Source organism: Ruegeria sp. HKCCD7303 (assembly GCF_013111185.1).
In the GTDB taxonomy this organism is placed as follows: domain Bacteria; phylum Pseudomonadota; class Alphaproteobacteria; order Rhodobacterales; family Rhodobacteraceae; genus Ruegeria.
Genome location: NZ_WVRE01000002.1, coordinates 882926 through 907137, shown reverse-complemented (window position 1 = coordinate 907137; position 24212 = coordinate 882926). Strand labels below are relative to the sequence as shown.

The 24212-nt window shown below is 56.6% G+C and carries 23 protein-coding genes; 12 read left to right on the top strand and 11 right to left on the bottom strand.

Annotation, left to right across the window (positions count from 1 at the left end; all coding sequences use genetic code 11):
- Positions 1-68 precede the first annotated feature (68 nt).
- The 4 genes from recJ to GS630_RS09070 form a co-directional block, all read right to left on the bottom strand.
- A complete protein-coding gene (gene recJ / locus GS630_RS09085) occupies positions 69-1811 on the bottom strand; it encodes a single-stranded-DNA-specific exonuclease RecJ (RefSeq protein WP_171619363.1) in 1743 nt (580 codons plus the stop codon).
- A 93-nt stretch (positions 1812-1904) separates the two neighbouring features.
- Positions 1905-2888, bottom strand: a complete 984-nt coding sequence (glpX, locus tag GS630_RS09080) for a class II fructose-bisphosphatase (RefSeq protein ID WP_171174891.1) — start codon at positions 2886-2888, stop codon at positions 1905-1907.
- Between the two features lie 69 nt (positions 2889-2957).
- Entirely contained in the window at positions 2958-4244 is a 1287-nt protein-coding gene (locus tag GS630_RS09075; RefSeq protein ID WP_171711982.1) for a homoserine dehydrogenase, read from the bottom strand.
- Positions 4245-4370: 126 nt separating this feature from the next.
- Positions 4371-4619: a hypothetical protein gene (locus GS630_RS09070; protein WP_171174887.1), complete on the bottom strand. Its 249-nt coding sequence runs from the start codon at positions 4617-4619 to the stop codon at positions 4371-4373.
- Between the two features lie 102 nt (positions 4620-4721).
- Between GS630_RS09070 and GS630_RS09065 the strand changes: the two genes are divergently transcribed.
- Positions 4722-5309: a TetR/AcrR family transcriptional regulator gene (locus GS630_RS09065; protein ID WP_171174885.1), complete on the top strand. Its 588-nt coding sequence runs from the start codon at positions 4722-4724 to the stop codon at positions 5307-5309.
- A 21-nt stretch (positions 5310-5330) separates the two neighbouring features.
- On the opposite strand, the gene GS630_RS09060 is transcribed toward GS630_RS09065, so the two are convergent.
- Positions 5331-6242, bottom strand: coding sequence for a pirin family protein (locus tag GS630_RS09060; RefSeq protein WP_171174883.1), 912 nt, complete (start codon positions 6240-6242; stop codon positions 5331-5333).
- 157 nt (positions 6243-6399) lie between these two features.
- On the opposite strand from GS630_RS09060, the gene GS630_RS09055 reads away from it, so the two are divergent.
- The gene (locus GS630_RS09055; protein WP_171174881.1) at positions 6400-6879 is read left to right on the top strand and encodes a hypothetical protein; all 480 of its coding nucleotides are present in this window, start codon (positions 6400-6402) and stop codon (positions 6877-6879) included.
- Here the strand turns inward: GS630_RS09055 and GS630_RS09050 are convergent.
- Genes GS630_RS09050 through GS630_RS09040 form a run of 3 tightly spaced genes read right to left on the bottom strand, consistent with a single transcriptional unit; the run spans position 6841 to position 9606 of the window.
- Entirely contained in the window at positions 6841-7437 is a 597-nt protein-coding gene (locus GS630_RS09050; RefSeq protein WP_171174880.1) for a TadE/TadG family type IV pilus assembly protein, read from the bottom strand. The two genes, GS630_RS09055 and GS630_RS09050, sit on opposite strands and share 39 nt — an antisense overlap.
- A 4-nt stretch (positions 7438-7441) precedes the next feature.
- Entirely contained in the window at positions 7442-7972 is a 531-nt protein-coding gene (locus GS630_RS09045; protein WP_171174877.1) for a TadE/TadG family type IV pilus assembly protein, read from the bottom strand.
- On the bottom strand, positions 7969-9606 hold the full coding sequence (locus GS630_RS09040) for a TadE/TadG family type IV pilus assembly protein (protein WP_171236435.1): 1638 nt from the start codon (positions 9604-9606) through the stop codon (positions 7969-7971). Before GS630_RS09040 ends, GS630_RS09045 begins: the two co-directional genes overlap by 4 nt.
- A 331-nt stretch (positions 9607-9937) precedes the next feature.
- On the opposite strand from GS630_RS09040, the gene GS630_RS09035 reads away from it, so the two are divergent.
- From GS630_RS09035 to rpoD, 4 genes are all read left to right on the top strand, one after another.
- Positions 9938-11368 carry a Glu/Leu/Phe/Val dehydrogenase gene (locus tag GS630_RS09035; protein ID WP_171174873.1) on the top strand — a complete coding sequence of 477 codons (1431 nt, stop codon included), beginning with the start codon at positions 9938-9940 and terminating at the stop codon, positions 11366-11368.
- 132 nt (positions 11369-11500) lie between these two features.
- Positions 11501-11797 (top strand): hypothetical protein, encoded by a 297-nt coding sequence (locus GS630_RS09030; RefSeq protein ID WP_171174871.1) that lies wholly within the window; start codon positions 11501-11503, stop codon positions 11795-11797.
- Positions 11798-11876: 79 nt separating this feature from the next.
- Positions 11877-13823, top strand: coding sequence for a DNA primase (gene dnaG, locus GS630_RS09025; protein ID WP_171237343.1), 1947 nt, complete (start codon positions 11877-11879; stop codon positions 13821-13823).
- Positions 13824-13937: 114 nt separating this feature from the next.
- Entirely contained in the window at positions 13938-15926 is a 1989-nt protein-coding gene (rpoD, locus tag GS630_RS09020; protein ID WP_171174868.1) for an RNA polymerase sigma factor RpoD, read from the top strand.
- A gap of 172 nt (positions 15927-16098) precedes the next feature.
- Here rpoD and GS630_RS09015 read toward each other — a convergent pair whose 3' ends face one another.
- On the bottom strand, positions 16099-17118 hold the full coding sequence (locus GS630_RS09015; protein ID WP_171174866.1) for an AraC family transcriptional regulator: 1020 nt from the start codon (positions 17116-17118) through the stop codon (positions 16099-16101).
- A gap of 327 nt (positions 17119-17445) precedes the next feature.
- Here GS630_RS09015 and GS630_RS09010 point away from each other — a divergent pair, with 327 nt between their 5' ends.
- The 6 genes from GS630_RS09010 (at position 17446) to ribD (ending at position 21036) form a co-directional block, all read left to right on the top strand.
- Positions 17446-17883 (top strand): thiol-disulfide oxidoreductase DCC family protein, encoded by a 438-nt coding sequence (locus GS630_RS09010; RefSeq protein WP_171619483.1) that lies wholly within the window; start codon positions 17446-17448, stop codon positions 17881-17883.
- 2 nt (positions 17884-17885) lie between these two features.
- On the top strand, positions 17886-18431 hold the full coding sequence (locus GS630_RS09005) for a DUF4166 domain-containing protein (protein ID WP_171174864.1): 546 nt from the start codon (positions 17886-17888) through the stop codon (positions 18429-18431).
- A 77-nt stretch (positions 18432-18508) separates the two neighbouring features.
- Positions 18509-18913, top strand: a complete 405-nt coding sequence (locus GS630_RS09000; RefSeq protein WP_171174862.1) for a hypothetical protein — start codon at positions 18509-18511, stop codon at positions 18911-18913.
- Positions 18914-18934: 21 nt separating this feature from the next.
- Positions 18935-19348, top strand: a complete 414-nt coding sequence (locus tag GS630_RS08995) for a secondary thiamine-phosphate synthase enzyme YjbQ (protein ID WP_171619357.1) — start codon at positions 18935-18937, stop codon at positions 19346-19348.
- 120 nt (positions 19349-19468) lie between these two features.
- Positions 19469-19939 carry a transcriptional regulator NrdR gene (gene nrdR, locus GS630_RS08990; RefSeq protein ID WP_050602693.1) on the top strand — a complete coding sequence of 157 codons (471 nt, stop codon included), beginning with the start codon at positions 19469-19471 and terminating at the stop codon, positions 19937-19939.
- Positions 19936-21036 (top strand): bifunctional diaminohydroxyphosphoribosylaminopyrimidine deaminase/5-amino-6-(5-phosphoribosylamino)uracil reductase RibD, encoded by a 1101-nt coding sequence (ribD, locus tag GS630_RS08985; RefSeq protein WP_171174858.1) that lies wholly within the window; start codon positions 19936-19938, stop codon positions 21034-21036. Before nrdR ends, ribD begins: the two co-directional genes overlap by 4 nt.
- A gap of 2 nt (positions 21037-21038) precedes the next feature.
- Here the strand turns inward: ribD and GS630_RS08980 are convergent, their stop codons facing one another.
- Positions 21039-23039, bottom strand: a complete 2001-nt coding sequence (locus GS630_RS08980) for a capsular polysaccharide biosynthesis protein (protein ID WP_171619355.1) — start codon at positions 23037-23039, stop codon at positions 21039-21041.
- A gap of 3 nt (positions 23040-23042) precedes the next feature.
- A complete protein-coding gene (locus GS630_RS08975) occupies positions 23043-24176 on the bottom strand; it encodes a polysaccharide biosynthesis/export family protein (protein ID WP_348540074.1) in 1134 nt (377 codons plus the stop codon).
- Positions 24177-24212 lie beyond the last annotated feature (36 nt).

Genomic DNA, 24212 nt, shown 5'->3' with positions numbered 1-24212 from the left:
TCACTGTGACCCCCGCAAGCGGAAAAATGCAGGGATGTGAAAGTTTTTTGGGCCACTGTCGCAGAGCGCTAATTTGTCTCTGCTGCATCCTCCAGCCTGAGTTGCACGGACTGGCGCCCGCCCCATGTATTCACCTCAAGCCGTCCCGCGAAATGGAAACGCGCGCCACCATGATTTGACAGCTTCTCACCCATGGGTCCGTCAAAGGCGCCAAAGGCAATTGCGTCGAGCCCACCGCCCATGCCATCGGCCAGCGACAGTTTCAGATGTGTTTCCCCGACTCGTTTAGAAAAGCGCACCTGCAGGTCCGGCAAAGCATAGCGTGGGGCAGGGGCGCTGGCGCCAAATGGTCCCGCCTTTTCAACCTGTTCTATCAGATCAACCGTCGCCGCGCCGGGCATGAGTGCGCCGTCCAGCTTCAGGTCGGCCGGGCCGCTCTGACCGGCCCCTTGTTTGGCCAGCAACTCGCTCAGACGCTCCATGGCAGGTTCAAGCTTGTCGCGCATCACCGTCAGACCCGCCGCCATCTTGTGGCCGCCGCCCTTGACCAACAGACCTTCAGCGGCGAGACGCTGGATTGAGGCCCCCAGATCAACGCCCGAAACTGACCGACCCGAGCCTTTGCCTTCATCCCCATCAAAGCCAATCACGATGGCCGGGCGGTTGGCGGTTTCCTTCAGGCGCGATGCTACGATCCCCACCACGCCGGGGTGCCAGCCTTCGCCCGCCGCCCACACCAAGGGCGCGTCCAGGCCACGATCCTCGGCCTGTTCCATGGCTGCCGCGCGAACAGCGTTCTCAATATCACGACGTTCTGTGTTCAACGCATCCAAACGCTCTGACAAAGCTTGCGCTTCGTGCGGGGACTCTGTGCTTAGCAATCGCGCGCCCAGATCAGCTTGACCGATCCGTCCGCCTGCGTTCACACGAGGGCCCAGCAGAAATCCAAGATGATAACTGTTCGGCGCGGTATCCATGCGCGAGACATCGGACAGGGCCACAAGACCGGGGCGCTGCCGCTGCGCCATCACTTTCAAGCCCTGCCGAACCAAAGCGCGATTGGCATCGATCAAAGGTGCGACGTCGGCCACGGTAGCCAGCGCCACCAGATCCAGCATCGACATCAGGTCCGGCCCCTTCGCTCCTGCTTCGCGCAATTGTCGTCCGGCTTCGACCAGCATCAAGAACACCACACCTGCTGCGCAAAGATACCCCAGATCGCCGCTTTCGTCCTGGCGGTTCGGATTCACGACAGCGACGCAATCGGGCAGGGTTTCGCCCCCAAGATGATGATCCAGAACGATCACGTCGGCCCCCTTGGCCGCTGCGATCGGGTCATGGCTAAGCGTCCCGCAGTCAACGCAAATGATCAGATCATGCGCTTCCGCTAAATCCCGCATGGCAGGTGCATTGGGGCCATATCCTTCGTCGATGCGGTCTGGCACATACAGCGTCGCCTGCAAACCCATATGGCGCAGCCAGACCATCAGCAGCGCGGCAGAGCTGCCGCCGTCGACATCGTAATCGGCAAACACAGCGATTTTCTGACGATGTCTAACCGCGTCAAGAAAGCGTGTCGCTGCAACCTCCATGTCTTTCATCGCACGCGGGTCGGGCAGCAATTCCTTGAGCTTTGGGTCAAGGAAACCGCGAGCCTCCATCACCGGCACACCGCGTCGGGCCAGAACCTGGCACACCGCGCGTGGCAGATCAGTCTGCTGTGCCATCATTTCTGAGGCGCGCTCGACTTCGGCGCTGGGGCCAACCCAGCGTCGCCCCGTCAATGATTGTTCGACTCCTAGAAAACTCATCGCTCGCCTCTTATGCGCCAAGGCCGGACCCTTGCGGACCCGGCCTTTTCATTTTTTCAGAAATACTCTCGCCAAAGGCAATGGCGCAAGCCGTCACGCCTTGTCGTGCGGCCAGGTGGGCGTGCGATAGGACATGCGGCGCACTGACCCTGTTTTGGACCGCATCAGCAGGGTTGTGGTTTCAACCCAGCCCGGTTCACGTTTGATGCGCGGCAGCAGTGAACCACCTGTAACACCGGTTGCGGCAAAGATCACATCTGCGGTCACCATCTCATCACGCGCATAAACGCGATCCAGATCCGTGATGCCTGCTTTGGCCGCGCGCCCACGTTCGTCATCGTTGCGGAACAAGAGGCGACCAAAGATCTGACCGCCCATGCATTTCAGCGCGGCGGCAGCCAGAACACCCTCGGGCGCACCACCTTGACCCATATACATGTCGATTCCGGTCACTTCGCTTTCGGCACAGTGCATGACGCCAGCCACATCACCATCGGTGATCAGGCGGATCGAGGCACCGGTCTCGCGCACTTCGGCGATCATGGCTTCATGACGGGGACGTTCCAGAATGCAAACGGTGATGTCGGCCGGTTTGCAGCCCTTGGCCTTTGCCAATGCTTCGACGCGCTCGCGCGGGGACATGTCCAGGTTAACGACGCCCTCAGGCAGGCCGGGACCAACGGCCAGCTTGTCCATATAAACGTCCGGCGCGTGCAGCATCGATCCACGCGGACCCATGGCGATCACGGTCAGCGCGTTGGGCATGTCCTTGGCGGTCAGCGTTGTGCCTTCCAGCGGGTCCAGCGCGATGTCCACACCGGGGCCGGTGCCGGTGCCAACTTCTTCGCCGATATACAGCATGGGCGCTTCATCGCGCTCACCTTCACCGATCACCACGACACCGGCAATGTCCAGCAGGTTCAGCTGTTCGCGCATGGCGTTTACGGCTGCCTGATCGGCAGCTTTCTCATCGCCGCGCCCCACAAGCGACGCTGAGGCCAGTGCAGCCTGTTCCGCCACCCTTGCCAGCCCCAGAGACAGCAGGCGGTCGTTGAAATCGGTCTTGGCAGCACTCATTGTTCAGTATCCCTTGGTCAGTAAAGCCGTTTCTTTCGGCATAGCTTGCGTTTCATGCGGGCTGCAAGATCAAACCTTTTCAATCCGCAGCGCAACAGGCTCACCTGCCACTACATCCGTATTGCGGAAACCGTCCAGCGCCACGTTCAGTGCGGCGCGGGTGGTTTTGTGCGTAACGATTAGAACGGGGGCTGTGCTTTCCGCGTGCGCGTACTGGCGCATCCGGTCGATCGAAACGCCCGCGTCGCCCAGAATAGCCGCAACTTTTGCCAGAGCACCGGGTTTGTCTAACAGGCCAAGCCGCAGGTAATACGGCGCAGGCAGGCCAGTGACCGCGGGCTTGGCAGCCTCGAGCGATGTAGCAGGGCGGCCGAAGGTCGAAATCTGCATCCCGCGCGCCAGATCACAAACATCGCCCATCACCGCGCTGGCCGTGGGGCCTTCGCCTGCACCGGGACCGCGCAAAACGATCTGCTCGACCGAGTCGCCTTCGATCACCACCATATTGGTGCCACCCTCCAGCTGACCCAGCGGAGAATCGCTGGGTACGAGGCAAGGTTGCATACGTTGCTCTAGCCCGCGTGCGGTGCGCTGCGCGACACCCAGCAATTTGATGCGGAAACCCATGTCGTCGGCCTGATCGATATCATCGAGGCTGATGTGCTGAATGCCTTCAATCTCGATGCCATCGAAATTCGGCTTGGTGCCAAAGGCAATCGAGGCCAGAAGCGCCAGTTTATGTGCAGCGTCGATGCCGCCCACATCCAGATTGGGGTCGGCCTCAAGATAGCCAAGCTCGGCGCATTCATCGAACAGGGCGTTATACCCCTGACGCTGTGATTGCATTCGGGTCAGGATGTAGTTGCAGGTGCCGTTCATCACGCCCATAACACGCGTGATTTCATTCCCGGCCAAACCTTCCGTTAGGGATTTGATTACCGGGATACCACCAGCAACAGCAGCCTCGAAGCGGATGACACGACCCGCAGCTTCTGCCTGTTCTGCCAGTTCTTGTCCGTGGATGGCAAGCAATGCCTTGTTGGCAGTGACAACATCCTTGCCCGAGGTCAAAGCGGCCTCGACCGACGCCTTGGCGGGTCCGTTTTCGCCGCCCATCAACTCGGCAAAAACATCGACATCGTCGCGTTTTGCCAGTGCCACCGGATCGGTTTCCCAGGCATAATCCGACAGGTTTACGCCACGATCCTTGTTGGGATCTCGTGCTGACACGGCCACGATCTCAATCGAGCGGCCCGTACGCGCTTTCAGCAAGTCGGCATGGCGGCGGACAATCTTTACGACACCGACGCCGACCGTTCCCAAGCCCGCAATTCCCAGCCGCAGTGCCTGTGTCATGTCGTATGTCCCTTTCCGCCGGATTCTAACTGTATTCGGACGTTTGTCCGATCAGCGCTGCATTAGCGGGTTCGGGCCAAGGGTGCAATCCGTCACCGGGCGAATGTGGAGGTGAAATGCTGTGCGTTAGTTGGTTTGTGCGTTTTGCAGCGCTTGGGCCTTTTGGGCGAGCGCTTCGCTTCGCTGCGTTAGGTCTTCTTCGACCGTGGCAGCTTGGCTGACCGGATCAATGGCAGGTCCCAGTGTTTCTTGCAGAGGAACAAGGCGCGGGTAGGGAGCTTTTTTCACCGAGGCCGGTTCACTGCCTTCCAACTCGGGGAAATCTGCGCAGCCGGCGCAAAGAAGGATAAACGACAGTATAGGCAGCAGTTTCATAGGGTGCGCTTTTTTGTTTTGTGTGCCGTATTGTGATGCACCTTTTGGGGCTGTCGATCAAGCGGGGTTCTATCTGAACAATTGTTCAGATATCGTAGGTACATGGCACGAACTCAAGGCTCTCACTCGGACATAACCGGCCCGCGCATTCGCAAGGCTGCTCTGAACTTGTTTGCACGACACGGCTATGCCGCCGTTTCGATGCGGCAGATCGCGAAAGAAGTCGGAGTGCAGGCTGGGGCGTTGTACAATTACACGCCGGACAAGCAAAGCTTGTTGTACCGATTGATGCGTGAACACATGCAGGAGTTGTTGTCTGCATTTAGCGAATTGCAGGGCGGCGAAGACGCTCCACAAGCATTGCGCCAGTTCGTCGGGTTTCACATTCGCTTCCACCTGCAACGCCCTGATGAGGTCTTCATAGCCTATATGGAGTTGCGAAATCTCTCGCCAGAAAACTTCGCCGAAATAGAAGACCTTCGTCGACAGTACGAAAACGCGCTGGAAAACATCCTTCACGCGGGGCAGCAGGCCGGTCAGTTTGCAATTCCAGACACTAAGATTGCGACGCTTGCCGTGATTGCCATGTTGAACGGTGTGATGACCTGGTATCGATCTGGCGGTCGATTGTCGCTGGATGAGGTCGAACAGATCTATTGGAACATGGTACACAAGGCGGTGACGGCCTGACAACGTCAAGCCGCCAATAGGTCAGTGTGCGGGGCGAATGAACGTCCCGTTTCGCAGCTCCCGAAACGCTTGTTCCAGTTCGGCCCTTGTGTTCATCACAATTGGACCGTGCCACGCGACTGGTTCATCAATCGGAGCACCAGAGATCAACAAAAACCGAACACCTTCCTGGCCTGCCTGAACGGTGATTTCGTCCCCGGTGCCAAAGCGGACAAGGGTCCGGTCGCCAGACATATCGCGGATGTTGACCTCTTGCCCGGCGACCTCTTTTTCCAACAGCACGCCTGTTGGCTGCGAAGCGTCGGCAAAGGCGGCCTGACCCTGGAACACATACGCGAAGGCTCGGCGATAGGTGTCGATCCGAAAGGTCTTTTTCACACCTGCGGGGATCGAGATGTCCAGGTATTGCGGGTCTGCCGCGATACCATCCACCGGCCCGGTCTTACCCCAGAAGTCTCCAACAATCACACGAACAGTTGTGCCGTCGTCATCGATGATTTCGGGAATGTCTTTGCTTTGAACATCCTGATAGCGAGGGGCGGTCATCTTCTGATCCGAGGGCAGGTTGCCCCACAATTGAAATCCGTGCATCTGCCCCGAGGTGTTTCCGTGCGGCATTTCCTGATGCAGTATACCTGACCCGGCCGTCATCCATTGCACGTCGCCCGCACCCAAGGTGCCGGTGTTGCCCAATGAATCGGAATGCTCGACCGATCCGGCCAGAACATAGGTGATTGTCTCGATCCCGCGATGCGGATGCCAGGGAAACCCGGCCTGATAGTCCTGCGGCCTTTCGTTTCGAAAGTCGTCAAACAGAAGAAAAGGGTCCAGTTCCGACGGGTCTTGAAACCCGAACGCACGATGCAGTTTCACTCCGGCCCCTTCCATCGTGGGAATGGCCTGACGCGTTTCCAATGTAGGTCTGAGCGACATGATAAACTCCGGTTCGTTTGAGCAGCATGTAATCTCTGCGCCTGTGCAGTCAATTTGCGCGAACAAACCGAACCTGTGCGAATTTGCAACTTAACCAACCCCCTGTTGTTTCCCATTCAAAGAAGCTAAATCGAGGGGAACAAATTGGGAGATATTGATGCAGGACGACGTGTTGGCAACGATTCAGGCATCCTCGCCCAGACGCTGGGCCGGGGTAGGGATGCTGACAACGGTCGGGGCGCTGGTGACGTATGTTGCCTTGGCGTCGCCGCCCGAGCCGATGTGGCAAGTGTTTTTGTTTGCTGTGGGTGGCGCATCCCTATGGCTGGCCTACCGCGTCTGGCATGCGACACAGGATTGCATAGAACTGACTCAATCCGAACTACGCACGGGCTCGGGTCAGATCATCGCAAGAATCGAAGATATTGAGACTGTCGATAGAGGTGTTTTTGCCTTCAAACCGTCAAATGGCTTTCTGGTTCGCATGCGCCACAAGATGTCATACAAATGGGCACCAGGGCTTTGGTGGAGGCTTGGTCGTAGGGTGGGCGTGGGCGGCATGACAGCTGCCGCCGAGGCCAAGTTCATGTCAGAGGCTTTAAACGTTATTATCGCAGACAAAGGGCGTCTTCGCTAAATTGCACGCCACTTCGTTTGTGAATCTCGGCCTGGTAAAGATGAAGTTTTCAAAGGTAATTCCAGTGGCGAAGTCCCAGCCGGGTCTAAATGTCGGAATATACTCGTTTGATGTCTCGACCAGAATGAGCGTGTCCTGATTGGTCATCGGCGGCAGACGGGTTTCGATTTCGTCGATGTTGTTGTTGTCCCACGATTGCTCAAAACCGCGTACAGTGGACCACCGCACATAGTGACGGTCATCGTCTTCGTCGAATAAGATAAGCGACACCCGCATTTTCATCTCAGACCGATTATTGATCATCTTGCCCGCCAAATCGTGAAGCGAGTCGAAATATGTATCGGTTACGGCTTGAGTTTCACGTGAGATTAAATCGCTGATTGTATAAGCGGCCTTAAGATTCGACGCGCTTTGACGAAACCCTTCGAACGCTGTGAAGGTGAACGTGATCGTCCACAACATAAGCGGGAAGATCATAAGCGCTTCAACGGAAAGAATACCGCTTTCATCGTTCTTGAAGCCTTTGATGCGGTTTTTTAAATTACTGAGTGTAGACATGATCTTACAGCGGCTCCTGTACAAATGCTGTCGTCGCGGTGACTGCGTAATGGCCAGTGTCATCGGGAACAACTTTTGCAATTGCGGACGCCTCCAGAATTGGATCGATACGCAAGCAGGCCCGCAAGATCATCAACTCGTTGGATTGCCCACTTTTAAAGTCCAGCACGGGTTTTGGATCTTCCGAGCTGTCAGTGCATGGAACTTTGTCCGAAAGAACGATACCTGTGAACGCATCTTGTTGGATCATCTGCAGTCGCAGGTTCCCAACACAGTCCGTGATGCCAGATACGTCACAAATCCTTGTCTTGATGTCGTCGTGGTTCCAGTTGGTACCAGTGCCCAAACGAATGTCCCTCACGATAAGGTCAACTCCGCGTTCCAACGCCGCGTGACGCATCGTGATTAACGACAGTTCGGCACCCGCGACAAGAAATGCCAAGAAAAACGGAACAAGCATGACAAACTCGATCGTCGCGCTCCCCGTCTCGGACCTACGAAACGGCCCGAGTTTCGACAGCATTCTGCGGATCATTGGGTCAGCCTCAATTTATGGATGGAAGAGGCGATGGATTCGAATGCTTTTTCAAGGTCGAGTCCACTAACATCATAGACGTGGCTGTCCGAGCTTGCGCAGTCTTTGAGCGTTCTGAAGCCCGCACGCGGTGCTTCAAATGCGATGCCATAGACAATAATACCTTGGTCTTTCGCTGCACCACACACATGTTTCGTGTGCTGGTTTTTCGCCGAAGTCTCTACTTTCGAGTAGGCTTTGGAATACCATTCCGCCCAACCGCTGGATTGCCAGTAGTAATTGTATCTGGCGTTCCAGGCCAATGAGACACGGTTAAACAGCTCGGGATAGGTCAGGCGAACCGCCGTTCCGGTTTCCTTGTTCAATTCCGTCTCAGGCTCGGGGTTTCCGAAGGGATGATCCGCCCAAGCGTTTTGCTGGGGCCAGAAATAGTTCGGTCGGCCCTCGGAGTGATACACGGTATACTCACCAGCATCGGAATTGTACCAAACGTCTGACATACCTTCGCGCAGCGCAGGATTGAGCATGTATTGGTCTGTGTTCTGACCGTCCGTCATTACGATGATTATTTTAAGAACGTTCGAGTCGTAGCTAGTCGGACGTGCCGAGAACTTGCCGGGAACAATTGTTGTCGATGGATATGCCGGGTCTTGTTCCGTCGACAGTTGCTGTACAATTGGCTGCGTGCTGGGGTCCAAAAGGGCAGTTCCCCACTTCACTCCGATATCAATCGATGTGTTCCCACCCGGCGTGAGCGATGCGATTTGCCCAAGGAGCTTAGGCATATTATCGGTCACAGGAGTGATTGCGCTGCCTGCGCGAACTGGGCAAACGGGCAGGGCGATTGAACCTTCGGAATAGGTGAAAGGATCGAAATGAGCCGTGCGTTCCAACCTGTCACCTACGTGCAGGTCGGCATCGCTGTACTGTTCCGGAATAAAGTTCACGCAATGCGAATAGCTATGCTCCTGCGTAACGTCGGTAAACTTGTCCAGAATTGACGCGCCAGCGTTGACCTGCGTTGCGTATGGTACGATTGAGATAGAAATCTCGCCATTGCCGGATTTGTCGAGCATAAGCTTGACAAATTCGGACGCTGCCTGCTGCAGAACCTTGATCTTGGATTCCCCAGGTGTCGCAGATGCTTGAGACATGGATCCGGAAATATCAACGACCAGCGAAATCTCTACCGCACCAATCGATTCTTCCGCTGCGCTGGTGGCCTTCATACCCAGTTCGGTTACTTGTCCGTAACGCAGGTATCGAGTCTCCATGACCGCTTCAGCAGACGCTGTTACTGATCTGGAACCAAAACCTTCGACCACTGTGGTAACGGCATTGAGGTTTCCCAGTCCAGCTTTGTCCATATACGCGTCTACAACGTCTTTGGCAGGAAGTTGCTGGTCAAGGTCAGCCGCGGCCAGGACAGCACGGTCCAAAGTGGATTGCAGGCTCGCGCGGTCGCGTTCATACTTCATGAATTCCATCGACATGCCTGTGACCGCAAGCATGAGAACCATCATAAACAAAACAAAGATAGTGAATGTACCATCTTCTTCTTTGGCAAACTTGCGAATTTCGGAAGCGCGACGCTTGAGTGTCGAACCGTTATTCTGAAGCGAGTATTTAATCATTTTGATGACTCCGCTCCGCACATGGAGTTCGTGCGATATGAAAAGAGATTTGGGTTAAATTTAATTTTCAATCATGGCGTGAATTGGGCGAAAAAGGCTTGGTTTTGGCCTTTTTACGCGTATTTCGGGTATAAAACTGTGCGCCGTTACCGTTCTGTCGATGAAATGAAAACAATTCATTAACTGTTGAGGCGATTGCCCGACTCACCTCGTTTGGTGACGTATTTGTTAACGAAATGATGAAAAAAAGTGCATTGTTTGATTGCAGCCTGACGCAACTGGTGCGACAAAACGTCATGACGTTACGTCTGGTATCGATACGGAGGAATGTATGACCGGCATCAAAGAACCCAGCTTTCGTGAGAGTGTTGATCTGATGTTCAACAGGGCAGCGTCACTAATGGACCTGCCGCCAGGGCTGGAACAAAAGATCCGGGTGTGCAACGCAACGTATACGGTTCGCTTCGGGGTGCGTCTGCGGGGTGAAATCCACACGTTTACTGGCTATCGCTCAGTCCACTCTGAACATATGGAGCCGGTCAAAGGTGGTATTCGTTACGCCACTGCCGTTAACCAGGACGAAGTTGAGGCGCTCGCTGCGCTGATGACCTACAAGTGCGCGCTTGTCGAAACGCCGTTTGGTGGATCGAAAGGCGGGTTGTGCATCGATCCGCGCCAGTATGAAGAGCATGAACTGGAACAAATCACGCGGCGCTTTGCTTATGAACTTGCGAAGCGTGACCTGATCAACCCGTCGCAAAACGTACCGGCCCCTGACATGGGCACGGGCGAACGTGAAATGGCGTGGATGGCTGATCAATACGCGCGCATGAATACGACTGATATCAATGCACGGGCCTGTGTGACCGGCAAGCCGCTGAATGCAGGCGGTATAGCCGGGCGGGTTGAGGCAACCGGGCGCGGCATTCAATACGCGCTGCGCGAGTTTTTCCGTCATCCCGAAGACATCGCCAAGGCGGGGCTGGAAGGCAGCCTGGACGGTAAGCGCGTTGTTGTGCAGGGGCTTGGCAACGTGGGTTACCACGCGGCGAAGTTCCTCAGCGAAGAAGATGGCTCTCGCATCGTGGGGATCATCGAATGGGATGGCGCGCTGTACAACCCCGACGGTATCGACGTAGAGGCGGTTCGGCAGTGGATCGTCAAACATGGCGGCGTCAAGGACTACCCTGATGCGACCCACTCGGCCGAAGGTGCAAGTGTGTTGGAAGCGGATTGCGACATTCTGGTCCCGGCGGCCTTGGAGGGGGTGATCAACCTGTCCAATGCCGAGCGGATCAAAGCACCGCTGATCATCGAAGCGGCGAACGGTCCAGTGACGGCGGGTGCGGATGAAATCCTGCGAAAAAAGGGCACGGTGATCATCCCGGACATGTATGCCAACGCTGGTGGTGTGACGGTCTCGTACTTCGAATGGGTCAAAAACCTCAGCCATATCCGCTTTGGCCGGATGCAGCGACGCCAGGAAGAAGCGCGCCATGAACTGATCGTCAGTGAATTGGAGCGTTTGGACCGTTATCTGGGCGAGGCCTGGTCGATGTCTCCGGATTTCAAAGCCAAATACCTTAAAGGTGCGGATGAGTTGGAACTTGTCCGGTCGGGCCTGGATGACACTATGCGCATTGCCTATCAATCCATGCGCGAGGTCTGGCACAGCCGTGATGATGTCGAGGATCTTCGGACCGCGGCCTATATCGTCGCAATTGACCGTGTGGCCAGCAGCTATCGGGCCAAGGGGCTATGATCACGGCCGGAGGGGGAGGGCGTTCCACCCCCTCCGCAACGCAAAACCCTGAACACGTTTTCCAAATGGTAATGGCGGGTCTGTCTATGGGCGGGTAAGCTGCGGTCAAACCAATGATTCCGGGAGACCTCAATGTTGCGTATCGCTATCGCTGCCGTTGTGCTTGCCACACCCTTGGCTGCAGCTGAAACCAAGGAACAAAGCTGCAAGTATCAGGCCGACGTCGTTGCCGCGATCCAGCAGGCGCGTCTGGACAGGGTGAAGGAGCGCGACGTTCCGAAGGCTGTGGCTGACAGTGGCCCGACCTGGCCCGAGAATTACAATGCCGCAATCCCACTGATTACGCCTTGGGTCTACGAACAGAAGATGCGAGACGTGCGCAAGAAAGATTTGGGCGCGGCCTGGTTGGAGCTGTGTTTGCAGCAGTAATCCACATTCCCGCATTTCCTTGTGGATAAGCCCACGCCATCCCCTTGGCGTGGGTTTTCATTTCTGGCAGGTTTGATCTATGTCTTTGCCCCCCGGATTTCTGGATGAGTTGCGCACCCGGCTAAGCCTGTCTCAGGTCGTCGGGCGCAAAGTCATGTGGGATCAGCGCAAATCTAATCAGGGCAAGGGGGATATGTGGGCCCCATGCCCGTTTCACCATGAAAAGACGGCCTCGTTCCACGTCGATGACCAAAAGGGATTCTATTACTGCTTCGGCTGTCACGCGAAAGGCGATGCGATCAGTTTTGTGAAGGAGACCGAGAATGTCTCGTTTATCGAAGCAGTCGAGATACTAGCGCGTGAGGCTGGGATGCCCATGCCCGCACGCGATCCCAAAGCGCAGGAAAAGCTGGACCGCCGGTCGCAACTGGCCGATGTGATGGAGCAGGCGGTGCAGTTCTTCCGCCTGCAGCTCAAGACCGGTGCAGGGGCGACTGCACGCGATTACCTTGCGGGCCGAGGGCTGGATGCCCAGGCGCTGGATCGGTGGGAGATCGGATTTGCCCCGGACGGCTGGCAGGCGCTGTGGGATCATTTGCGCGGTAAGAATGTGGCTGAGGATCTGATCCTTGGGGCGGGGCTGGCCAAGCCGTCGAACAAGGGTAAGAAGCCCTACGACACGTTCCGTAACCGGATCATGTTCCCCATCCGCGATGCGCGTGGACGCTGTATCGCGTTTGGCGGTCGGGCGATGGATCCAAATGACAACGCCAAGTATCTGAACTCTCCCGAGACCGAGTTATTCGACAAAGGGCGCAGTCTCTATAACCATGGTCCTGCGCGGCAGGCGTCCGGCAAGGGGCAGCCGCTGATCGTGGCTGAAGGGTATATGGACGTAATCGCGCTGGCCGAGGCGGGTTTTGGAGCATCAGTTGCCCCTTTGGGCACAGCCATCACCGAGCATCAGCTACAATTGCTCTGGCGTGTTTCCAATGAACCGATCATCGCGCTTGACGGTGACACGGCGGGTCTGCGTGCGGCGATGCGCGCCGTCGATCTGGCCTTGCCGTTGCTCGAGGCAGGAAAATCTCTGCGCTTTGCTTTGATGCCAGAAGGCAAAGACCCCGATGATCTGTTGCGGGCAGAAGGGCCGGGGGCCGTGCAATCGGTGTTGGAAAGCGCCATTCCGATGGTCAAACTGCTGTGGCAGCGCGAAACCGAAGGTAAGATTTTTGACAGCCCCGAGCGCAAGGCGGCACTGGATAAATCCCTGCGGGAAAAGCTCAAGCTGATCCGTGACCCGTCGATCCGATCGCATTACGGGCAAGAGATCAAGGATTTGCGCTGGCAACTTTTCCGTCCCCAGCGCCAACCACAGAACCGACAGTGGCAACCGCGTGGTAAGTGGCAACCGCCGCAATCGGCAACGCCGGGTGCGCGGGCGTCTTTCCTGGCATCGTCCGAGACCGCTGATATTCAACTGCGCGAGGCGGCCATTCTCGCCATTTCTATCCTCAACCCACAGGTCGTTGTCCAGTTCGAGCACCAGCTTGAAGACATGGAATGTCTCAACCCCGAATACGCTGCCCTGCGGGACGCCATTCTGCGCCACGCGATTGATGATCCGGATCATCTGAAAGACCACATTGTGGATTCTTTAGGTCACCAGCCCCTTGAAAACCTGCTGGCCCTTCGCCATGTCGCAGTGATCCCCTGTGTGTACAAACCGGGCGATGTTGAAAAGGCCGAGATGACACTGGCCGAGGAACTCGCAAAGATCAAAGCGCTCCGGGGGTTGGATGCTGAGATAGCCGAAGCGGCGGAGGAATTGTCTGATCTGGCCGATGAGGCGCTGACATATCGGCTGGCGCAAGCCGCTGAAGAGCGCAACCGAACAAGCCGCAGCCAGAACGAAGACAGGGCCGTTTTCGACATTGCCGACAATGGAGCGCGAATCAACCGCGACGAGAAAGACGCGTTCGAGGCAATCATGTCCGGTATCAATTTCGAGCGGAAACGCCGGTAAACTGGTGTTTTCATAAGGCACTGGAAAAGAAAAACGGGTAAACGGGTGGCCGAATCACTTCTAAGCGCTAATGATTCGGTTCAAACGAATCACCCATCCCTGCAGGAGCATTGAATGGCCGCCAAAGACACGACCGAAGATCGCAAATCCGAAGAGCAGGAACAGGAAATCTCGCTGGACATGAGCCAGGCCCAGGTCAAGAAGATGATCGCCGAGGCCCGCGAGAAAGGTTACATCACCTACGACCAGCTCAACCAGGTTCTGCCACCGGATCAGGTCAGCTCGGAACAGATCGAAGACGTAATGTCGATGCTGTCCGAGATGGGCATCAACATCATCGAAGATGAAGAGGCAGAAGAGGAAGAGAACAAGGGCTCGACCGAACTGACCACCACCGAAAGCAACCGTGAGGTTGCGTTGGCCGGGGCCGCCACCGAAAAACTGGATCGGACCGACGATCCCGTTCGCATGTATTTGCGCGAAATGGGATCGGTTGAACTGCTGAGCCGTGAAGGCGAGATTGCCATCGCTAAACGGATCGAAGCCGGCCGCAACACCATGATCGCTGGATTGTGCGAAAGTCCGTTGACGTTCCAGGCGATCACAATCTGGCATGACGAATTGCTGTCCGAAGACATTCTTCTACGCGACGTCATCGATCTGGAAACCACCTTTGGCAACCAGATGGACGAAGACGGCGATGTGGAAGAGCCTGTGGTCGACACGTCCGCTGTGCAGGCGGCCAAGCCTGCGAAAGATACCGGCCCCGAGCTGGATGCTGACGGCAACCCGCTGAACAATGACGACGATGACGACGACGATGATCAGGCCAACATGTCGCTGGCCGCGATGGAAGCGGCGTTGAAGGATCAGGTTCTGACCACGCTCGAACGCATTTCGACCGATTTCTCGATGTTGTCGGAAATGCAGGACAGCCGGATTTCAGCCACCCTGAACGAGGACGGCTCGTTTAGTAAAAAGGACGAAGAAACCTATCAGAAGCTGCGTGCCGAAATCGTTGAACTGGTGAATGGTCTTCACCTGCACAACAACCGGATCGAAGCGCTGATCGACCAGCTCTACGGTATCAACCGTCGAATCATGTCTCTGGACAGCGCGATGGTAAAATTGGCGGATCAGGCACGCATCAACCGTCGTGAGTTCATCGAAGCGTACCGGGGCCGCGAACTGGACCCGAACTGGCTGGCAGAGATGGCTGAAAAGCCGGGCCGTGGCTGGCAAATGTTCATCGAACGCTCGACCGCCAAGGTTGAAGAACTGCGCAACGACATGGCGCAGGTCGGTCAGTATGTTGGTCTCGATATCTCGGAATTCCGCCGCATCGTGCAGCAGGTTCAAAAGGGTGAGAAAGAAGCCCGTCAGGCCAAGAAAGAAATGGTCGAAGCCAACCTGCGTTTGGTGATCTCGATCGCCAAAAAGTACACGAACCGTGGCCTGCAATTCCTTGATCTTATTCAGGAAGGCAACATTGGCCTGATGAAAGCGGTGGACAAGTTCGAATACCGTCGCGGCTACAAGTTCTCGACCTATGCGACTTGGTGGATCCGTCAGGCGATCACGCGGTCTATCGCGGATCAGGCGCGGACGATCCGTATCCCGGTTCACATGATCGAAACGATCAATAAGCTGGTCCGCACGGGACGCCAGATGCTGCACGAAATCGGTCGCGAGCCGACGCCGGAAGAGTTGGCCGAAAAGCTGCAGATGCCGCTTGAGAAGGTTCGCAAGGTGATGAAGATCGCCAAGGAACCGATCTCATTGGAAACTCCGATTGGCGACGAGGAAGACAGCCAGTTGGGCGATTTCATCGAGGACAAGAATGCTGTGCTGCCGCTGGACAGCGCCATTCAAGAAAACCTCAAGGAAACCACGACACGGGTTCTGGCCTCGCTTACGCCGCGTGAGGAACGCGTTCTGCGGATGCGTTTTGGCATCGGTATGAACACCGATCACACCTTGGAAGAAGTGGGTCAGCAATTCAGCGTGACCCGCGAACGGATTCGTCAGATCGAGGCGAAGGCGCTGCGCAAGTTGAAGCACCCCAGCCGATCTCGAAAACTGCGGTCTTTCCTGGATCAGTAAGTCCAAAGGCGCCTCGTCCGAGGCGCCTTTTTTATTCGGTCTTCACGATGGCCTGTTCTCTTATCACATTGGCGGGAAATCACACGGGATGGGCGGCGTCCCTGTCTATATCTGTTTTGTCCACTCACGGGACGGGGCCGGGGCGAGGCTTTCGGGCTTATGACCCCCGGTCTCACCGCTGAAGGGGATGTTCGACGCGGGTCTTGAAAGCGCTTGGTGGTTGGCCAGTCCAGCGTTTAAAGGCGGTCGAGAAGGCGGCCTGATCTGCGTACCCGAGTGAAAATGAAATCTCTGACAGAGTCATCCGGTTGGTCAGGAAGGTCTGGGCAAGATCACACCTGAGGTCGTCCACGATGTCGCGATAGCTTGTGCCTTCTTCTTTCAGGCGACGGCCAAAGGTTCTAAGGCTCATTCCAAGGTTCGAAGCTATGACCTCGGCCTGTGGGATTGTGCCGGGCAGGGATCGGGTGATTAGCCCTTCGGTCCGAGCACGGATCGAGTGTTCGGGTTTCTTGCGTTCCGCCAGTAGGCGCTCTGCGTATTCCAAAAGATGCTCGCGCAGTTTGGGATCATAAGTCGGAACCGGCAGATCCAGTGCCGAAAGGGGCAAAACAATCTCAATCTTTTCCGATCCAAAGACCACCGGAAAACCTGCAAGTTTTTCAAAGCTTTTGATATGATCCCCAACCTCATGCTGAAACCTTATCTCAATCGGGTTCAGGTTGATCTGAGTCAGGTTCCGCATTCTTGCGAGGGCGGCGAAGATCAGAAATTCGGTGCGCCGGTGATAGCGGGCAAAACCCGCATCTTTCCAATCGGCTTCCAAAGTAGCGAAATTCCCGGCGATACGCAGACTAAGCGCGATGGCCGGGTCGATGATGCCGTGAAAGCGCGAAAGGTTCTCCATCACCTGTTTCAGGTCGCGTGAATACTTGCTGATATAAGCCGTCACGGTCGAGGCGGATGTGACCTCAAGCCCGGTACGGGCCGCAAAGGTAATGTCTTTGGTCGCGTCACATGCGAAGCGGACGAACAGGGCCTCTGTCTGAATACTGCAGGTTTCAACCGGTGGGGCGACATCCTGCGGCCTGAGGCCGGTTCGCTTCAGGACAGCCTTAGACAACTCTCCGTTTCCACTGTGACGATCCAGCGCCTGAATAATGAAATGTAGACGGCCAACATCCACGTCCATCGCGCAACAATACCTTACGATTACAAAACAATAGACAGCATATCATAGAATTTCGAATGACACTTGGGATTTTGACGGTCGCGACATCATGTGATGGCAGAAACGCAAAAGAAACTGGCCAGATCGCACATGGGTTTTGCGGTGTGAACACCCAGATAAGCTGTGTTGCCGGGTCAGCACCTTTAGGGGATGAGGTCAGAGCCTTCGGAGAAATCACCACTCTCTGCTCAGCGCTCCCCGGCACGCCCTCCTTCACAGATGTCGCATTGTTCAGGAGCTACAGATTTGACACCCTGTGAGAATGGCGGTCTCACGAATGTTAACGATATGCCGGAAAGTGCTGTAAGTTCAAAAGTCTACGGTCAAAACTTGATTGTGTTTGATGGCCAGTGCGTGCTGTGTTCGGGTTTCTTCAGATTCATGCTCAGACATGATCGGTCGCGGTGCTTTCTGTTCGCAACTGCCCAATCCCCGCTTGGGCAGAAGCTCTATCAAGAGCTGGACCTGCGCACGCAAGACTTTGAAACCAACTTGGTGATCGTGGATGGAGTGGTCTATCAGCATCTGGATGCGTTTGCCGCAGCTATGCGTCAACTTCCCGGAATGTGGCGGCTGTTGTCACTGTGCCGTTTCTTGCCCAATGCGCTCAAAAACCCTGCGTATCGTCTGATCGCGCGAAACAGGTATAAACTGTTCGGAAAATCCAGCACTTGTCTGGTGCCGGGGCCTGACATTTGGGCGCGATTTGTGAGCGATGGTTATTGATGATGAATGACCCGTTCTTGCAGGCATTGGGATCGGTCGAGTATTTACCCGCTGCGGTTCTTCGCCTGCACAGCACAGAAGGATTGTATTCCGGCCAATGTGATATCGAGCCAGGCAGAGGTGTGTTGGCGGCGGTTGCCACCTATCTGGCCGGATTTCCCCCTAGTGGAAAAGATGTTGCGGTCTCGGTTTCGATCCGCGACCGGGGCAAAGCAGTGTCCTGGGAGCGCGACTTTGGCGGGCATCGCACCACTTCGCACCTGACATACGATGAAAACCGGAAATGCGTTCGTGAAGACTTTGGTGCGATTTCGATTTGGTTGCGACCCGCTTGGCAGAACGATGCACTGCACATCGAAATTCATCGCTTGACCATCTTTGGTATTTTGATGCCCGCCTTTGCGTTGCCGCGCTCTCGCACGCGAGAATGGCAGGATGCACAAGGGCGATTCCGGTTTGATGTCTCAGCCCGGGCACCGGGTTTGGGATTGCTGATCCGGTATCGCGGGTGGCTCACGCCGGATCACACAATGCAGGGGGCTGGCTGAATTGGTCGTGAGGGGCACTGTGCAATGCAAGAAGCTGGACTAACCTATCTGGGACACACAATCAGGGAAGATTAACGATGAAAAAGTTATACACATTTGCCGCGTTGGCGACCGTTGCCTTTAGTGTTCCCATGGCCGCCGATGCTGCGCGGAACGGGTATCGTACTGAGCCGATCAACGCCACGGATTTCGAAGTTATACCGCGTGGGGATCAGCGCACAGAAGGCTATTGGTGTGCGGCTGCGGATTATGCGCGCCGGACCTTGGGGTTGGGTTGGCAAGACAGGATCTACGTGTTGCGCGGATACGGGCCCAGTGTCACCACCGGTCGCAGAACGGCAGTTCAGTTTTCGATCAAGCAACCTGAGACCGCCGAGGTGCAACCCAGCAGCTTTATTTCGTTCGGGTTTCAACCCGGCAACAGTGAATCTGTACAAGGTGCAAACTCACGGTGTAACTATCGGCCGTTCTTCAACGACTGATAAACCCACAGGATCGTCACGATGCAGACTGAATTCGTTGTGCACACCCAAGGTCCGGGGCTTTACGAATTCACGTCTGACATCCGGGAATGGGTGGATCAGTGGTCTGCCGATGGCGTTCTGACGCTGTTCGTTCGCCATACTTCGTGTTCCCTGCTGATCCAAGAAAACGCCGACCCCGAGGTTCAAACCGACCTTCAGGCGTTTTTCGAACGACTTGTGCCTGCGTCCGACCATCCGGCAATGTCTTACCTGCGGCACACATATGAAGGACCAGATGACATGCCTGCGCATATCAAGGTTGCACTTATGCCTGTGTCGTTGACGATCCCTGTGTCTCAAGGGCGGATGGTTCTTGGAACCTGGCAGGGGATTTACCTGTTTGAACACCGCACTGCACCTCATCAAAGACGTGTCGCCGCGCATCTGGCCTGACCCTTTATCTAGCGGTTGAAAATTCCGACTACCCAAATCCTAGCGGCTGCCCTATAGTTGTGGATAAGTAAGCCGCAGCGCTTACAAAAAGAGGCCGAACAAGGGACGAGGAGACGGCGGATGCGCTGCCCGTTTTGCGGAAATATCGACACTCAGGTAAAAGACTCACGCCCGGCAGAGGACCACGTGGCTATCCGCCGACGCCGGTTTTGCCCGGCCTGTGGAGGGCGGTTCACAACGTACGAGCGTGTGCAACTGCGAGATCTGGTGGTCATTAAAACCAACGGCAAGCGCGAGGATTTCGACCGCGACAAGCTGGAGCGTTCGATCCGCATCTCGATGCAGAAACGGCCTGTTGATCCGGAACGGATCGATCAGATGATCTCGGGCATCGTGCGTCGGCTGGAAAGCATGGGCGACACTGATATTCCGTCAAACAAGATCGGTGAGATCGTCATGGAAGCTCTGGCGCGGATCGATACCGTCGCCTATGTTCGCTTTGCGAGTGTGTATAAGAATTTCCAGGCGGCCGATGATTTCGAGGAGTTTGTCCACGAACTGCGCCCGCCGCAGCCTCCGACGGACGAGTGAACGAAACAGATAAGCGATTTATGGCGCTGGCCCTGTCATTGGGGCGGCGCGGCCAAGGGACGTGCTGGCCGAACCCAGCTGTGGGCTGTGTCATCGTGCGCGATGGCCGGATCATCGGGCGCGGTTGGACCCAACCGGGGGGGCGTCCGCATGCCGAGACCGAGGCGTTGGCCCAAGCCGGACAGGCCGCGCGTGGCGCTACCGTCTATGTAACATTAGAACCCTGCGCGCATCACGGCAAAACGCCGCCCTGCGCCGAAGCTTTGATTGCAGCCGGCGTCGCCCGCGTTGTGGCCGCCGTGGAAGACAGCGACCCGAGGGTGGCAGGGCAGGGCTTTGCCATGTTGCGCGAGGCTGGAATCGAGGTCGAAACGGGCGTTCTGGCAGAACAGGCGGAGCAGGATCTGGAAGGTTTTTTCTTAAAGACCGAACAGGGACGGCCGTTTGTGACCCTCAAACTGGCCAGCAGTTTTGATGGTCGGATCGCTACCTCAACCGGACACAGTCAATGGATCACCGGACCTAAGGCGCGGCGTGTCGTGCACGCGATGCGCGCCCGCCACGATGCGGTGATGGTAGGGGCAGGGACGGCGCGTGCCGATGATCCCTCGCTGACAGTGCGAGACCTGGGTGTCGCGCATCAGCCGGTGCGCGTGGTGGTGTCGCGTCACATGGACATCTCTTTGATGGGGCAGTTGGCACGCACTGCAGCGAAAACACCGGTATGGCTCTGTCATGCCCATCATCCTGATCCAGAGCGTGCACGCGCTTGGGAGGGTCTTGGCGCAAAACTTATCCCGTGCGCCTTGAAAGATCATCATATTGACGCGCTGGATCTGCTTCAGCAATTGGGGCAGGCCGGCCTGACAAGCGTATTCTGCGAAGGCGGGGCGGCTCTTGCGGCTTCGCTTTTGGCCGAGGATCTGGTGGACGAACTGGTGGGCTTCACCGCTGGGGTGACCATCGGAGCCGACGGGCTTTCGGCCGTTGGATCTCTGGAACTTAAGACACTGGACGAAGCACCAAGGTTCGAGCTGATTGAAACGCAGGTTGTGGGCGGGGATATCCTGCACTGCTGGCGCAAACCCTCGCTGTAGGATTAACGCCACAAATGCGCGTGGGTCGCAAACGCGCCCTGAAGTTTCGACAGCACTCGATTTACCGGCCCAGTGGGCACAGAATTCCCTTGGGCAAGACGCTCTACCGCCACTTCCACCGGACAGGGCTGGCCTGTGACGGGATCGAAGTAGCGGGGATAGTCGATCAGGGTTGCATGTACCAACCCCGTCAACGACGGTCTCGCACCGCGCCGAACTGGAACCGCCCCTAGATCGGTGGTCAGGCCCCAACCGGCATAGAACGGTGCGCCGAGGGTTGTAACCTTTACCCCGCGCAACAAAGCCTCGAACCCCAGAAGCGATGTCATTGTCCAGACTTCTTGGACATGGGGCAGAAGCGAGGCGGGATCTGTGTCAGCGACGACTATGTCGGCCAACGTCGCGGCGTCGATCCTGCCTTCGCGCAGCCCGGCTTCAACATCGGGGTGCGGCTTGTAGATCAGGATTGCGTTTGGATTGGCGTTGCGGGCAGCTTTCAGCAGATCCAAATTGCTGCGCACCGTGCTGGTGCCCAGCAGGACCGAGGCATCATCCTCAACCTGTCCCGGCACTAAAATACGATGCCCTTCGGGCAGGGCGGAGGCGGGCTGGCCCATATTGTATTTGCTCAATCCCTCTGCCAACAACCGCTGTATCAGGCGCTCGGCCCGCAATTCCTGATCCGGGCGCAGAGTTTCACGTCGACTGATCAGGTCTTCTAACTGGCTAGGTTTTGTCGGATCGTAGTAAATGCCGATTTCATCCGTCACCAACGAGAGTGGAGGGACAAGTTCTGCCCCCAAGCCACGCGACCTCAGAAACCCGTCTTCGACCCGCACCGCACCATCGGTGTCGCGTGCCTGATTGGCCCAGATCATATGTGGGCGCTCTGCAGTTTCGGGCTGTGCCGCTGTAAATCGCAGCTTTGCGTGCTGCCCGAATATCTGCTGCAGATGCTTGCGTTTCCACAGCCGCATACCAGAGGCAGTCCATCCGTTCCGGTCCTGCCGCCACGCGCGGGTTTGCGCTTCGAGCGTGTCCAGCACTGTTTCAAGTTCGCATAGTTTATCCCGAAAAGGATCGTACCATGTGGGGTACAGCAGCATAGCTGCAGCGAAAAGCTGCGCGCGGGTCAGGTTGCGTTGGCGGCGCGCAATTGGGTTCTCATCCTGTGTCAGGCCCCAGCCAGCGTAGAATGGCTGACCGAACACACGTGGTTTGTGCCCGGCCAGAACAGCCTCGAACCCCAGTTGTGAGGACACAGTGTAAACGGCAACAGCACCTTCCAGCAGGGGCCAGGGGCTGATCGGTGCGTTGAACAGCGAGATCCGATCTGAAAGGTCCTGATCGGTGAAATGCCCTTGGCGATGACCCGCCTGCGTTTCCGGGTGTGTCTTGATCAGTATCTGTGCGCCAGGGTTTTCTTCTTGCGCGACAAACAGCATTTCAAGAAAACGAGCCCGGTCCGCGCCGCTGGCTGTAACCGCAGCGTCGCCCACCGTTTGATCGACGACCAGAACATATCCGGGGTCCGGAGGGGTCAAGGCCAGATCAAAGGCGGAATATTTGCTGAGATGCAGTTCTTTGATCCGTTCGATTGCAGCGCGCGCGCGATTCAGCAGGGCGGTGTCGTCCAACGGCTCATTGATCAGAGTCTTTTCAAGGTCCGATGGGGCTGACGCGTCGAAATGCAGCCCCGAGCGATCTATGAATAAGCCCAGGGGGCTCTCTCCCTCGCGTCCCGGGTGCAACGATCTGAGGAATGCATCTTCGATCCGTACAACCGGCGCGTCGTGTTTTTCGGCGACCGTTAGGCCGCGATGTGCAGTTGGGCTGTCGCCCCAAACCCCTACGCAATCACCGCTTTTGGGAATGCCCAAACGAACGTCAAAGCCAGCAAGGGACAAGATCCGCGTCAGGCGCTTTTGCGTCAAAAAGCCACCATTATAGACAAACAGCCGGGTACGGCTGTCCCCGGCTGAGCTGTCCTCGTCGGGGATCATGCATCAGTTTCCGGTCAGTGTGGCAACGTTGGCAATAGGTGTCAGGCCGCCCGCGATAAGTGAGATCGATTTGCTCCACTGTGCGTATGGCGCTTCGGTCACATAGATTGTGTCGTCGTCGCGGATCACGAAATCCCGCGCGATGAACAGGCCGTTGGGTGCTGTCAGATTCAGCAGATAAATCATGCGTTGGTCGCCCTTCAGGTCCGCACGGCCGGTGATGCTGCGAGCCACGCTCTCGCGTTCTTTGCGCAGGATGAAGATACCTGTCGGATCCGAGGATAGCGTCAGCAATCCACCTACTTGGGCAAGTGCTTCAAGGGCAGAAAGGTCCTGGCTTTCAAAGGCCACGCGGGACTGGCCGCCTGTAGCGCCAAGCGCGATATAGGACCGGCTGTCTTCTTCCACCAGGATGCGATCGCCACCGCGAAGGGCCACATCAAGCTTGGGATTCCGATACAGGTCTTCGTACCAGACAGTGCCCCTTTGTCCGCCACGGATCAGTGTCACCAATGCAATGTCAGACGCCACCGAGACGCCCCCCGCCTGAGACAACATGCCCAACAAAGAGCGGGTCGGCCGTTGGATCGCGTATATGCCCGGTGCGTTTACTGTGCCGGTCAACGATACAGTGGACCCGTCGCCTGCAGCGCGCCGCACTTCGACCTGTGGATCCGGTGTCTGTTCCTGCAATTTGTTTGTGATCAGAACGCGCAATTGTTCCGGTGTGTTTCCGGCAGCCCGTAAGCGACCTGCATAGGGAACAAAGATGAAGCCTTCGCTATCAACCTGCACCTCTTCCAGCGCCGTTGCCGCGCCAGTTTCGGTGGTCAAAAGGCCGTCATCAACGTTTTCCCAAATGGTCAGGCTCAGAACATCACCGGGGCGAACCGTATCAGCGGTCAAGGTCTGGGCACTGCTGAACGAAGGGGAAAAGCCGAATTGTGGGATCGCGGATGTGGCACGTGTCACTCGATCATCGACCTCGACAACAAACGCGTTGCCACCGTTCTGCACAGCACCTGCCAGGATTTCGGTTTTGTTCGGTCCGGATTTCGGAAGCTGGCACGCGGCCATCAGGCCGATTGCGGCCACAAGGGAAACCCCCCGCATCCAACGCATAGGAGAGATCTTCACTGCCGGTGTCCTCAGTCTTTTTGTACTTGTGCGCAG